12 protein-coding genes are annotated in these 13,329 nt (G+C 49.1%); 6 read left to right on the top strand and 6 right to left on the bottom strand.

The window, feature by feature from the left end; translation table 11 throughout:
• Window positions 1-192: 192 nt before the first annotated feature.
• The 3 genes from ACOGW3_RS22460 to ACOGW3_RS22450 form a co-directional block, all read right to left on the bottom strand.
• The gene (locus ACOGW3_RS22460; protein WP_419904990.1) at window positions 193-810 is read right to left on the bottom strand and encodes a LysE family translocator; all 618 of its coding nucleotides are present in this window, start codon (window positions 808-810) and stop codon (window positions 193-195) included.
• A 98-nt stretch (window positions 811-908) separates the two neighbouring features.
• Complete coding sequence (locus ACOGW3_RS22455; RefSeq protein WP_419904989.1) at window positions 909-1,562, bottom strand: LysE family translocator; 654 nt, start codon at window positions 1,560-1,562, stop codon at window positions 909-911.
• Between the two features lie 80 nt (window positions 1,563-1,642).
• Window positions 1,643-2,512, bottom strand: a complete 870-nt coding sequence (locus tag ACOGW3_RS22450; RefSeq protein WP_419904988.1) for a LysR family transcriptional regulator — start codon at window positions 2,510-2,512, stop codon at window positions 1,643-1,645.
• A 304-nt stretch (window positions 2,513-2,816) separates the two neighbouring features.
• Here ACOGW3_RS22450 and ACOGW3_RS22445 point away from each other — a divergent pair, with 304 nt between their 5' ends.
• From ACOGW3_RS22445 to ACOGW3_RS22435, 3 genes are all read left to right on the top strand, one after another.
• A complete protein-coding gene (locus ACOGW3_RS22445; RefSeq protein WP_419904987.1) occupies window positions 2,817-5,261 on the top strand; it encodes an ATP-binding protein in 2,445 nt (814 codons plus the stop codon).
• Window positions 5,262-5,423: 162 nt separating this feature from the next.
• The gene (locus ACOGW3_RS22440; RefSeq protein ID WP_419904986.1) at window positions 5,424-5,711 is read left to right on the top strand and encodes a DUF1330 domain-containing protein; all 288 of its coding nucleotides are present in this window, start codon (window positions 5,424-5,426) and stop codon (window positions 5,709-5,711) included.
• Between the two features lie 69 nt (window positions 5,712-5,780).
• Window positions 5,781-6,107 (top strand): YciI family protein, encoded by a 327-nt coding sequence (locus ACOGW3_RS22435; RefSeq protein ID WP_419904985.1) that lies wholly within the window; start codon window positions 5,781-5,783, stop codon window positions 6,105-6,107.
• Between the two features lie 10 nt (window positions 6,108-6,117).
• Here the strand turns inward: ACOGW3_RS22435 and ACOGW3_RS22430 are convergent, their stop codons facing one another.
• Entirely contained in the window at window positions 6,118-7,905 is a 1,788-nt protein-coding gene (locus tag ACOGW3_RS22430) for an adenylate/guanylate cyclase domain-containing protein (protein WP_419904984.1), read from the bottom strand.
• Between the two features lie 283 nt (window positions 7,906-8,188).
• On the opposite strand from ACOGW3_RS22430, the gene ACOGW3_RS22425 reads away from it, so the two are divergent.
• Window positions 8,189-8,722, top strand: coding sequence for a GNAT family N-acetyltransferase (locus ACOGW3_RS22425; protein ID WP_419904983.1), 534 nt, complete (start codon window positions 8,189-8,191; stop codon window positions 8,720-8,722).
• Window positions 8,723-9,425: 703 nt separating this feature from the next.
• Entirely contained in the window at window positions 9,426-9,902 is a 477-nt protein-coding gene (locus ACOGW3_RS22420; RefSeq protein ID WP_419904982.1) for an N-acetyltransferase family protein, read from the top strand.
• A 21-nt stretch (window positions 9,903-9,923) separates the two neighbouring features.
• Here the strand turns inward: ACOGW3_RS22420 and ACOGW3_RS22415 are convergent, their stop codons facing one another.
• Window positions 9,924-10,463: a DinB family protein gene (locus ACOGW3_RS22415; RefSeq protein ID WP_419904981.1), complete on the bottom strand. Its 540-nt coding sequence runs from the start codon at window positions 10,461-10,463 to the stop codon at window positions 9,924-9,926.
• A gap of 210 nt (window positions 10,464-10,673) precedes the next feature.
• Here ACOGW3_RS22415 and ACOGW3_RS22410 point away from each other — a divergent pair, with 210 nt between their 5' ends.
• The gene (locus ACOGW3_RS22410) at window positions 10,674-11,966 is read left to right on the top strand and encodes an MFS transporter (protein ID WP_419904980.1); all 1,293 of its coding nucleotides are present in this window, start codon (window positions 10,674-10,676) and stop codon (window positions 11,964-11,966) included.
• A 78-nt stretch (window positions 11,967-12,044) separates the two neighbouring features.
• Here ACOGW3_RS22410 and ACOGW3_RS22405 read toward each other — a convergent pair whose 3' ends face one another.
• On the bottom strand, window positions 12,045-12,860 hold the full coding sequence (locus tag ACOGW3_RS22405) for a DUF2189 domain-containing protein (protein ID WP_419904979.1): 816 nt from the start codon (window positions 12,858-12,860) through the stop codon (window positions 12,045-12,047).
• Window positions 12,861-13,329 lie beyond the last annotated feature (469 nt).

The following is a 13,329-nucleotide window of genomic DNA, read 5'->3' as shown; positions in this document are numbered from 1 at the left end:
TGTTAATACAACTGGTGGAAATTCTAGTTTTCGACTTCTTGGGATGAAAATAGGATTGATAGTGTAGAGAGAATTCGGGCAGATTCCGCCGATAACCGTTACCAGTTCCTTTTGAATGGTCTGATTTTGATTTAGGCCTTAGCCTTTGATAACGGCAACCCTATTGTCGGGAATTGGATTGTTCTGGACAGCTTATTCGGATGCAACCAGCCGTATACCAAACCCGACAAAGACTGTACCGGCAAAGGCTGTGAGGCCGCGTTTTGCTTTGGCGAGAGCTTGAGACATGACCCGGGTGGTAAAGGTGAAAGCCATCAGCGAATACCAGAAGAGGGATATCGAGACCATTATCAAAACCGATAACGCGCCGTCACTCCAGACGTAGTTTTCAGGAAGTGCCGCAGCAAAAAGACTGGTAACAAAGACAGCGGTTTTAGGGTTCGCCAAGTTGGTTGTCAGGCCTCTGAAGAAAGCACGTTTGCGAGATTTTACCCGTGGATTTTGTGCACCTTGCGACCAATTCATCGGCTTTCGTGCCGCCCAGATCATCTTTGCCCCCATCCAGATCAGATAGGCCGCACCAACAAATTTGAGAAGAATATAAAGAGTAGGGGCCGCGGCAAAAAGCGCAGAAATGCCCAACCATCCCGCCACACCCCAAATCAGAGTGCCAAGGCCAATGCCAAGCGCGGTCATGAGGGCAAAGGATCTGTTCGAGGTCGTCGCAGAGCCTAAAATCACAAACAGGTTCGGCCCCGGCGTAACAGCCGCAATAAGCCATATAATCCCGACAGATATAAGAAAGCTCATGTTTTTTTCTCTAGGGTAGAATGGAAGTGAAAAGTATGGTGTACTACTTATGCTTGTTTTTTCTTGGCCTGTCCATATGGTTTGAAAGACCCCCTAATTTACCGTGTCGAGGCCATCAAAACACTGCCGCCGATGAGGAAACCTCCGCCGGCGTAACCAAAACGTTTCCGGGCCTTGTGGCTTTGTAATGTCTTTCGCGCCCGGGCGGCGGCGAGGGCGTATCCGGTGAGAATAAGGCCTACAACAACCGTCGAGGTGGCAACCAGTATGGTGAATTGCAGCAAAGTATTGCCAGTGGGGTCCATAAATTGAGAGAGAAAGGCCATGTAAAAGATGATTGCCTTGGGGTTTAGAACGCCAGTGAAAAACCCGGCTCTCATGCTGGCGAGTTTATAATTTGCCAGTTTCGTTTCTGGTGTGTTCTCTGGTGCCTCTGACATCTCTGGCGTTTCAGGAGCCGGGCTTTTTCTGGCATCCATAATCTGTCGATAACCAAGATAGGCCATGTAACAGACACCACCCCATTTAACGAACTGGAAAAGCACTGCCGACGTCGCCAACAGGGCACCAACCCCAAACAGCGCCAGTGTCATCAGAACTATGCCGCCAAGGATATCACCGAGGATACACAACAAAGCAGCGGGCAAACCACGGGTAAGCGCCTGCCCGGTGACCATAAGGACACTGGGACCCGGTGTGATAGATACCAAAATATCCGCGACAATAAACGCCAGCCAAAGTTCTAAACCCACAACTCACCCTTTCATAATATTCCGCTAACAGGAGGCTATTAAAACCCCCTGCTGTAAAGGGGGAATTAGATAATTAGGCACTAATCACTCTCTATTATCCCTTTCCGCTCCTTGATCCGCTGGGTGAAAAAATCGATGAAGGTGCGGATGCGGGGGACGCGGCGGAGGTCTTGGTGCATGAGCAGCCAGATGTCTCGGCTGCTGACGGTTTGACCAGGGGTGAGGCGGACAAGGTTGGGGTCTTGCTCGCCGATAAAACAGGGCAGGATGGTGGCGCCGATACCAAAACGCACGGCTTCCAAAAGGGTGGCCACGGAATCACTGCGCAGGCGGCACATTTTGTCGGGGATTTCTGGGGCCAGTCTCGGCCAGCTTGGGGTTGCGGAGCCGTCGTCCCAATTCAGCCACACCATATCTTCGGTGCGCCCTTGTAGGCTGTCGACATATTCCCGCGCGGCGTAAGAGGCAAAGGTCGCGGTTGCGAGCTTGCGGCCGAAGAGCTCTTCTCTGGGATTGTTGGTCGCGTAGAGGGCGAGGTCGCCGGGCAGGCGTTTGTCGTCAATCTCCTGGGTTCGAATGCGCAGGTTGATATCGGGATAGAGCTGCAGGAACTCGGATGTTACCGACATCAATAAATGGTTGGAGAGGATATCCGTGGTCACGATGTGGACGGTGCCGCCCTGTTGTTCGTCAAACCCGGCGATGTTTTGATTGATATCTTCGACTTCTTTTTCAAGGCGGGCGGCGCCCTCGTAAACGGTTTGTCCCGAGGGGCTTAAGGTGTTGCGCTTGGCCGTGCCCATAAAGAGGTTGAGGCCAAGCCGCTCTTCAAAGGCCTGGAGCTTACGCGATACTGTGCTTTGGTCGAGGCCGAGTTGATGAGCACCCGCAGTGATAGAGCCACTGCGGGCGACGGCTAAAAATATACGAAGATCGTCCCAATTTTCCATCCATGCAATATAGCATTGTTTTTGCAATGGTCCATCTGTTTGAGGTTTATGTGCATTGAAAAGAGTGAGGTCAATGTCTGCTCTCTGGCCCAGACATGCACGACTTTGGCATTAACTTGAGAAGCAGGGCTTAACTGGTTTCATCTGAAGTCTCGTTTATAAAAAGAAGCGCCAGAGTGAGCACCAGAAAGAGCACCTGAGGAAGCGTCCAAGAATGTTAATCAATTTGGGCTAAATTGATGATATTATTGCGCCATGCGGGGGGAAACCTCCTCAACTATAACATCCGGGTGGATTGGCCATTGTGGCCGAGAACGGAAAAAGAATGACGATAAAGGTCCATGTTGTTGCTATTTTTGCAACTCTACTTGGTTTGCTTGGCGCCATTATTTTTACAATGAGCCTGATGACGGCCAACCACGAAAGTCTGACCAAAAGCGAAACCAACCGTTTTCAGTCTGTGAAACTGGCTGATCAGCTTCGGCAAAGTTCTGATGACCTGACACGCATGGCCCGGACATATATTGTTACGGGCAACCCGACGTACGAAGAGTATTTTCATGAAATTTTTTCGATCCGTAATGGAACGGCTCCTCGGCCTGAAAAATACAACGAGGTTTACTGGGATTTCGTCACAGAAACCGGGGACCGCCCTACTTCTTTCGGTCCCCCCGAGGCGCTGTTGGATATGATGAAGCATCTCGGGTTATCGCGCAGGGAATTAGCGAAGCTTGAGGAAGCAAAAAAGAACTCTGATGATTTAACCAAGCTGGAGAAAATCGCCTTTGGGGCTATGAAGGGTTTTTTTGAAGATGCCTCGGGTAACTTGACCTTAGAACGCGCGCCGGATCAGGCCTTTGCGCGGCGTATCCTTCATGGTGAGGAATATCACAAGGCCAAGGGCAGTATCATGCGTCCCATCAGGGAATTTATGATCCTTGTTGAGCAACGCACGCGGGGGGAAGTGGAGGCTATTCGGGAGACGGTGGTTTTTTATCAGGGGGTCGTATCCCTGTTGGTCGTGGCAACGATCCTGTTCTCGGTCTTTGCCTTCTTACATCTCAGGCGTCGCGTCATTAATCCGGTGCTTTCCCTTGCCAAAACTGCAACACGCATTCAGGCCGGGGAACTGGAAGCGCGGGCATCCGTTGCATCACCTGGTGAGATAGGGACCTTGAACGACGCTTTTAACAGTATGGTTGGGCAAGTCCATAGAGCGATCCTAGAGCTTAAAATTGAGAATACGCAATGCAAGCAATTGGAAGAAAAGTTGCGCCAATCCCGTGAATTTTTCTCCCGTGCCTTTCATGCCAATCCGAACCTGATTGCTTTGGTCGATCCCGCCACAGGCGAGCATCTTGACGTCAATGATGCCTGGTTGGAAACGCTAAAGTTTTCGCGTGAAGAAGTTATTGGCAAAACCTCTTTTGAGTTTGATAACTGGGCGGATATCAACGACCGGGCCCAGATCTTGGAAATTCATGCACAACAGGGCTATGTCCGAGATTTTATTGGCAAACTCAAAGCCAAAGACGGCAGCGTAATCGACTGTTCCTTTTCCACGGACCCGATCAAAATGGATCACCAGGAACTGGTCTTATGGACGGTTATTGACATCACCGAGCGCAGGCGGTTTGAAGAGGCGCTGCGGACCCGTGATGCCTGGTTAAGTGCGATTTTGGATTTTGCTCCCATCGAGATCGTTCTCAAAGATACCGAAGGTAAGATCGTTGCCATCAGCCGTAGCGTGGCGGATGTTCTGGATCTTAAAAGGGAAGATTTTATCGGCCACACCACGGCTGATTTCTTTCCCAAACATGTTGCCGATATTTATATGGCTGCCGACCGAGAGGTCTTGGCAACAGGCAAGCTGTTACAGCAAGAGGTCGTTGTTGATGTGGATGGTGGCAAGCGTTATTCCCTGAACGCAAAGTTTCCTCTGCCGGATCTGGATGGCAACATCACAGGTGTTTGTAGCCTGACCACAGACCTTACAGCGATAAGAGAGGCGGAGACAGCTGTGCGCCGTGCTCTGGTTGAAGCCGAAAAGGCAAGCTTGGCCAAGTCAAGTTTTCTGGCCAATATGAGCCACGAATTTCGTACGCCCTTAAACGCCATCATGGGGTTTTCACAGATGCTGACCAATCAGTATTTTGGAGAACTGGGATCGCCGAAATATAAGGAATATGCTGATGACATCCTTATCAGCAGCATGCACCTACTTGATTTGGTCAATGATATCCTCGATCTCTCGGCGATTGAAGCGGACAAACTTGCTCTTAATATTGAATATATAGACGCAAATGAGGTGATCAAAGAATGCGCGCCGATCATCACATCGGCCGCCAGTGATAAGGACATCACCTACAGGGTTGAAAGCCCTGAAACCTTATCGCCTCTCTATGCTGATCGGAGAGCATTGAAACAGATTTTGCTCAATGTTCTTTCCAACGCGGTGAAATTCACACCGGATGGCGGAAAGGTCAGTTTAAAAGTTACAATGTCAGATGGTCATCATGTCTTTGAAATCGGCGATAGTGGCGAAGGTATCCCGGAAGATAAGCTGTCCAGCATCACGGAACCTTTTGTCATGGCTGGTAACGATTATCAAAGATCTCAGACCGGAACCGGGCTTGGGTTGGCGATCGTGACATCGCTGGTGGAGCTTCACGGCGGAGAGTTGGATATTAAAAGCAACTTGGGAGAGGGGACGACCGTCACGATAATGCTACCCAATACCCAGTCTTAGATAAAATTTGGAATAACTAGGAAATTTCCCAATTTAACGCCCATGCAATATGGCATGGTTTTTATGCAATTCCGTCTATTTATTGTATTTATGCATTGTGAGAGGGTGAGGTCAGTCAACAAGACGCCCTCAGCCAGAAGGCTCATCAAAAGGAACCACGATATGTCTGCTTACCTCGTTGCCCACTTTGCCGTTAAAGACCCTACTAGAATGGCGGCCTATTCCCAAGCTGCTGGACCTGTAATTGCTTCCTTTGGCGGCAAGTTGCTCTTTAAAGGTGGCGTAGACGGCGTCCTAACCGGAACAGACGCGTTACCCGGAACCGCCGTGTTCCAATTCCCGGATCAAGACAAGCTCAATGAATTTTATAACTCTTCAGAATATCAGGCGCTGACATCTGCCCGCGAAGCCGGTGCCGAGATGGTGCTGTCTGCCTTTGCAGCGGCGTAAGGCTTTCGGCATAACTAAATGAAAAGCCAGTTGGGGGTCCCAACTGGCTTTTCTGATGAGAGGAACCGGATGTCTCAAATAACAAAAACCTTGCGACCCGAGAATACAAACATGTTCGTGATTGATTTGGAATATATCGTGCCCTTTGAGGAGATTGATCCGCTCATCGAGGATCACAGGGTTTTCCTGAAGAAATACTATGCGCAAAAAATCTTCATCGCCTCGGGAGCAAAGGTCCCCCGCGAAGGTGGTGTTATCCTGGCGCTCTCAGACGCTCGAGAAAAAATAGAAACCCTGATCAAAGAAGACCCCTTCCACCAATATGGCGTGGCCCGCTATACGATTACCGAATTTTACCCAAGCATGATGGACCCGGCTTTGTCAGGACTCTCGTAAACTCAGGATACTATGCGTCTTCCGGGAGTTTCGCTTTACGAAGGCTGTCGCGATAGTGCTCGCGGTCGCTGGTTTCAATGAAGGGCAGGCTTTGCACATGGTCGGCGATGGTGAAGTCAGGCTTCAGGCTCAGCACTTTATCGGAGTGCTGGCCTGCCTTTGTGTCTGATCCCAGTTGGGCATAACAGGCGGCGATCTCGGCATGATGGCGGAAACTTGGCGCTGGGACCTGTTTGAAAGCCTCGATTGCTTCTGCGTAGTTTTTCGCGACGTAATGAGCACGGCCGAGCAAGTGTGCCCGTCCGGCGGCGGCATAAGGATCCAGACGCATAGCCTGATGTGCCCAGTCCGCAGCTTCCGTCGGTCGACCAAGCCATGTCAGTAATTCGCTGTGCTGAGCAACAACGCGCGGATCGTTAGAGTTCAGGGCAAAGGCCTTTTTATGGTGACGTTCGGCCTCTTCCAACCGGGCTTGCATCATGCGCACTTCACACATAATCCAGTGGCATTCAAAGTTGTTGTCATCGAGCGAAAGCGCTTTTTCTATGGTCTCCACAACTTGGGCAAACAACTCTTCTTTGTTTTCGCCAAAACCCCGGTTTAGCGCCTGCCCCAGGGTACAGGCCTTCCAGGCGTAGGACTCAGAAAATTCCGGATCCAGTTCAATCGCTTTGTTAAGCACCTTGAGCGCCTCAATGTTATCGTCTTTTGTGCTGCGGTGATGGAACATCTTGCCATGGAGAACGTAATCGTAGATCGCCATGTCTTCCGGACGCTTGCGCTTGATCCGGTTGAGATCAGCACTTTCTAACCGGCCGGGAATGGCGGCGACGATGGCCTGGGTGACTTTGTCTTGAAGGTCAAATATATCGGTCAGGTCATGGTCGTAGTGCTCGGCCCAGATGTGATTTCCACTCGCGGCCTCGATAAGCTGGGCGGTGATGCGGACCTGGTTACCTGCTTTTCGCACGCTACCCTCGACAACGTAGGCAACACCCAGTTCTTGTCCGATCTTCCCGACGTTGACCGACTGCCCTTTGTAAACAAAGGTTGAATTGCGCGCGATGACAAAGAAGGACTGAAAGCGAGCAAGCTCGGTGATGATATCCTCGGTCAGGCCGTCAGCAAAATAGTCCTGATCTGGGTCATGAGACATATTGTCAAAAGGCAGCACGGCGATTGAAGGCTTGTTGGGAAGAGATAGCGGGGCTTCTGTCCCCGATAATTCGCCAGTCGTGGAATTTGAATCTGTTGAGTTGATTTTTGGAGAATTAGGAACAGCCGCGCCATTGGTCCAGTGGTACACCCGGATTGGTTCTGGAATATTTTTGACCTTTTGTTCGCCCCTGTCTTCAAAGGTGGTGGGAAGCTTGTCGCCGACTTCCTCATAGACTTTGCCCGAGATACAGATCCCGCCTGGCTCGGCAAGGCCTTCCAGCCGCGCAGCTATATTGACGCCGCTGCCATAGATGTCTGATCCCTCGATAATGACTTCCCCGAGATTGACGCCGATACGAAGCCTGATGCGGTGATCTTCGGCCTGATCAATTTCGTGCTCTGTCAGCGCGGTTTGAATGTAGACGGCACACCTAACGGCCTCAACCGCACTATGGAATTCAGCCAGAAGGCCGTCGCCCATAAGTTTCACGACGCGGCCTTTGCAGGCGTTGATTTGGGGCTGTACGAGTTTTTTGCGGAGGTGTTTCAGACGTTCAAACGTCCCTGTTTCGTCCATATCCATGAGGCGTGAGTAACCAACCACGTCGGCCACAAGTATCGCTTCTAAGCGTCGCTCCATAGCTTCCTCCATCCGACGCGATCTTATCATAAAGCCGAAAGAAAATCTACGGAACGGGGAGCGCCCGTTCTGCAATAGCAAGGCAACTGCCTATTCCATCACAGGCTCTAATCCAGTGATGATGGAACTGAATCTGCGCTTATATGGCTGCTTGAATTTATGTGATGAATATTGAGTGAACTTTGCTGAGAACAGGATAAGAACCACTAGTTTATTGTTCTTATTCGGTGTATTTTTTTCATTGTAAAATTCATTTTTGAATTGGATTTAGGGGAGATTAATTATGTTTTTCAATGGTGAAAAGGTCTTTTATCGCCCTTTGTCGCAAGACGATCTAACCGCCTTATACAAGTGGGCCTGTGATCAAGACGTTACGAAATACAGCTCTTCATGGTTTGTTATTCCCAAACCAAAAGAATGCCATAAGGCGTGGTTAGCCTCTCTCAATGAAAGAGATACATCTATTGATTTAGCGATTTGCTGTAACGATACACAACAGATAATAGGCTACGCGGGAATTACTTCTATAAATTATATAAACCGCACTGGAGAGTATTATATATTAATTGGGGAGAAAGATTATTGGGGCCGCGGCATTGCGAGTGAAACGACCAAAATTATAACTTCATACGGCTTTAAAAGCCTGGGGTTAAATAGGGTTGAACTTACCTCTTTTGCAGATAACCCTGCAGCCATCGCAGCCTATACGAAAGCGGGTTACAAGCACGAAGGAGTGTTGCGCCAATCGAGCTTTAGGGAGGGCGAATACCTGGATAAGGTCATGATGTCTGCTCTTTCTACAGAATGGGTGTTTTGAACAAGGTATAGGCCAATCTAGCTATTCAAAATCCTCGTACTTCTCCAGAATAGCTTGCCCGTTACACGATCACCGAATTTAATCCGAATATGATGGGCCCGATTTTGATACAAGTTCATCGTCATCCATTTGTTCCAGGGGGTAAGCTGATAACATCATTAATCCATGGAAAATCCGGACACCAACAGCAATAAAATAAAGCTGGCTGAATAATTGCTGTAGGATCTAAATTTGACGTGCATTTCATGAACCCCTTGGTTCTTAGCGGGGACTTCTCTTCTAATGAATGGCCAATTCCGAAAGCTTCCAAAGAAATTGAGATTTTGATATGGCTCGTCAGGGAACAGTTTTTTTGCTTCCAATTTTAAATGTTTGGAAAAGTCCAGAAGCAGAAATATCCGCACAAAATTCAGAATAATTGCGGAGAGCATCAAAAACTCACCAAACTTAAAGCCCAGAATCTCAAAATCCACCTTATAGCCTTCTGTTATCCCACACCCTAATAAGGTTTCGCACACGGTCGATTTACCGCCAAAATAATGGTTGTTTTTCAGATTTGAAACAAGAGCGTATTTATATAGAGATACTGTACTTAAAAGTCGAAAGCTCTAAAGTTATTAGTTGTTTACGGGGAAATATTGTTGGCTTAAGGTTCGTAATAATAGTTACCTCCTTCTATCCTCCTTTCCTAACGGATCCCTCCATGATTATTCGCGCGGCGCAAGAAAAAGACTATCTCTCTGCTGTTCTCCTCTACGCAGAATTTGGTGCATCGGTCCCAGTTATTTCAGGTGGGGAAGGCAAGCGGCAGTGGCGGAAGTTGCTAGAGCATCCCGGGACAGAGGTTGTCGTTGCGGTTGAAAAGAGCGCGGAAGGTAAAGAGGAGCAGGTCTGCGCTATTGTGACTTTGCATCTTCTGCCCAACATGACTTATCTCGGCAGACCTTACGCTTTGATTGAGAACGTCATCACCGCCGAAAACTGCCGAGGGCAAGGGCTGGGACGAAAGGTGATGGAGCACACCATTGAGATCGCCTGGGGCGCCAACGCCTATAAGATTATGCTACTGACCGGGAAAGGTCGCCAAGACGGCGGCGCCAAGGGCTTCTACGAAAGCCTTGGATTTTCCGATGACGATAAATACGGCATGACTTTGCGCAAAGTTCCAACGCGTAAATAGGCAGGTTGTATCTGAACTTTTTTATACGGATCCTTCGGCAACGATCACCGGAAGATCGGTGCAGCCATAGTCCACACCGTTTAAACTCAGCAGACAAGTAATCTGTCCTCTGTGATGGGTTTGGTGCTGGAATATATGGTGGATAATATCGATCGCTTTTTGCCTGACATGATCTCCTTGAGTGCTCTGATAAGATAGTATGGAGCTGATGTCCTTTGTGCTCAAAGTCTCACACCAGTTACTAAGAATGACATCCAGCTTATGACGGTGAGCAGAGAAGCTCTCAAGGCTATCGTAGTATCTGTCCTTGGGAGAGGTCGCGGCTGGGAAATCGTCGAGAGATTGGAGTTTTGAGGGGTTGATGCCCTGTGATCTCATTCGGGCCATTAAAACGAGATCGCTGAACATGATGTGGTTCCAGTAATCCAGAATGGAACAAAAGAAACTTCCGGTGTCCCGATGGAGTTGTTCTTGGGACAAGCCAGCACAAACAGACAACAGCTGACTGTTCATACGTTGGTTATAACGCGCCATCATGGTGAGAATAGCCGTTTGGTTCATTCTGTTAGCCCCCTCTATTGAATTTATCTCCAGATTTTATTCACAATTTCAGGTCCGGTAATATTCAGAACACGTCAGAGGCGAAAAAAAACATAAAAACGGCGTAAATGAGATATCCGACCAAAAAAATCAACCATTTTTGTCGGTGATAAGAGAGAAGCCATCTCCAAAATATGCTTATTTAAAATCAACAGGTTATGAGGTGGTTAGATGTTTCAGCGTCGGATTCCCGAATGGCTTCGCCATGCCCCAACGCCAGGTGCAAAAGGCTTTGCCGTACTTTCTAGTATCGAAGCGATTTCTCGCGGTATTTTGATATCAGTTTTTCCCCTTATTATGTATAAGGCCTTTCAAGATACCGTTGTGGTATCCGAGATATATTTTTATGTCGGGATCATATCCCTGGTCTGTGGTTTGCTGGTGCCCTGGTTGACCCGCTATATTCCCAGACGATGGATGTATTCCGGTGGTGCGGTACTCTTTATCGTCAGTGCTTTCCTCGCTATCGAAGGCTCGCCCATTGCTATTGCTTTGGCGCTCTTTTCCTACACCGTGGCGGTTGTCATTCTCTTTGTCTGCTTTAATGCCTACGTGTTGGATTATGTTGCAAAGGTGGAGCTGAAAAGGTCTGAAACCCTGCGTCTTTTCTATAGTGCCGTGGCCTGGTGTGCGGGGCCCGCAGGGGGCGTTTGGCTGTTGCAGTGGTGGACGCCCGCGCCATTTTTGGTCTCTGGGCTTGGGGCGGCAGTGCTTCTCATCGTTTTTTGGTGGATGCGTTTGGGCGATGGTAAGCTCATCACCAAGGCCCGTGCGCCAGCGCCAAACCCGGTGGCGTTCTTGATGCGTTTTTTTGTCCAGCCGCGATTGATCGCCGGCTGGCTGTTTGCGATGATTAAATCCTGTAGCTGGTGGGTCTATATCGTTTACCTGCCAATTTACGCGGTAGAGTCCGGTCTTGATGAAAGTATCGGCGGTATTGCGCTTTCGATTTCGAACTCACTGCTTTTCATCACCCCTTTTATGTTGAAATGGATAGACCGTTATTCCGTGCGTTATGCGATACGTTTTGGCTATTTTGTCGGTGGGGTCATCTTTGTTATCGCCACTTTTAGTGCTGGCTGGCCGTGGGCCACAGTGGCACTCCTCGTATTTGGGACGGTGTTTTTAATTCTGTTGGATATTTGCGCAGGTTTGCCATTTTTGATGGCGGTAAGACCTTCTGAACGTACTGAAATGTCCGCGGTCTATTCAACCTTTCGGGATATCTCGGGTATTGTGAGCCCTGGTGTGGCGTGGCTGGTTCTGTTGTTTGCGCCTGTTTCCGCCATCTTTGCCACGGCAGGTGTTGGGATGTTTGCCGCCTGGGCTGTGGCCGGGCGATTGCACCCACGATTGGGGGTGCCAAAGTCGAAACCTGCACCAGCTACGCCCATTGTGACAACTGTTGGTGAATATGAAGCCTCTGAAGGGACTGAAACAACAGAACTCTCGCCGACTTCCTAAGGTGATTAAACAAAAACGTAAAGACCAGCCCCTAAAAAAAAGGGCTGGTCTTTTGGTGTTTAAACCGTTCTTTAAATCTTATTTGGCGTTCACAACCTTGCGGTATAGATGCCAAGTTGAATGGCCCAGTACCGGCATGACAACGCAGAGACCGACAAAGAACGGGATTGATCCCAAGAGCAGCGACCCGGCGACGATAATCCCCCAAGCTGCCATAGGAATAGGGTTGGTGAGAACAACCTTTACCGAAGTCTGAACGGCCAGTGCTGCGCTAACATCCTTGTCGAGCAGCATGGGAAAAGACACCACGCTGATGGCGAGGACAACCACGGCAAAGCCAAAACCGACACCACACCCGATTACAATCAAGGACCATCCAGCGGCAGTGGTCATGACTTGGCTGATGAAGGCGCTGACCGACGTGGGTTCGACCACCCCAATAGTCATTTGATATATGGTAAGCGCGGTTACCAGCCAGATCAGGAAGATCACCATCAATAACACGCCGAGCGCACTGATGGAGCCAATCGCGGGGGAGTGGCAGACATCAAAGGCATTTTTCCAGGCGACTTCGAGGCCTTTTTCCCGGCGGCGGCTCAGTTCATACAAGCCAATTGCGGCCAGCGGACCGATCAAGGCAAAGCCAGTCACTAGGGGAAATACCAATGGTAAAATATCATATCCGGCGGCCAGTCGGGCGGCGAGTAAGCCTACGATGGGGTATATGACAACCAGAAGAAGGATGTGACTTGGCTTTTCTTTGAAATCGCTGAGGCCCTTGGCCAAGACTTCCTTGAGATCCATGACGCTGATTTTGTTAATCGCAGGAATAGAATGAATAGCTGGCCTATCCGTTACTGAAGCAGTGTCATGATGTGTCGCTGTTTTGGGCATATATTTTTCTCCTGAACCAGTTGTCCCTAAACTAGGGGGCTCAAGCGAAAACGGTGCTCATGGACCGTACACAATAACAAACACATCAGGGGCGATCAGCTCAGCCGCCGAACAGAGAAGGATATCTAAAGCAATAGCCTTCAGAGAGGGCGGTCAATTGAGCCCCCCACAAGGGACCGCTATCCGCTTATTTCAGACTATTCTACTCGGATTAACGGAATTTGTCACCTTTGTCGTGTTTTCTTGTTTTTGTTAGCGCTCAACCGAGTTTTCTTAACCCATATTTCCTAAAGCGTGAATTGATTATTCACAACCTTTTCACTTATTGAGGATCGGGTTATTCGCGTAATTAGATAGGAGTGTTTTTAGAGACAGTCTTGCGATCTGGTTTACTCTCTCGCTTGATCAATCTTTGGGCGATTAAACTTACAGAGCCTATTAGGCCCTGAATAGGTATAGAGGGGAACGT

Source organism: Kiloniella sp., from assembly GCF_965205715.1.
Lineage (GTDB): Bacteria > Pseudomonadota > Alphaproteobacteria > Kiloniellales > Kiloniellaceae > Kiloniella.
The sequence above is the reverse complement of the archived record's forward strand: the minus strand, read 5'-3'. Positions and strand labels throughout refer to the sequence as shown.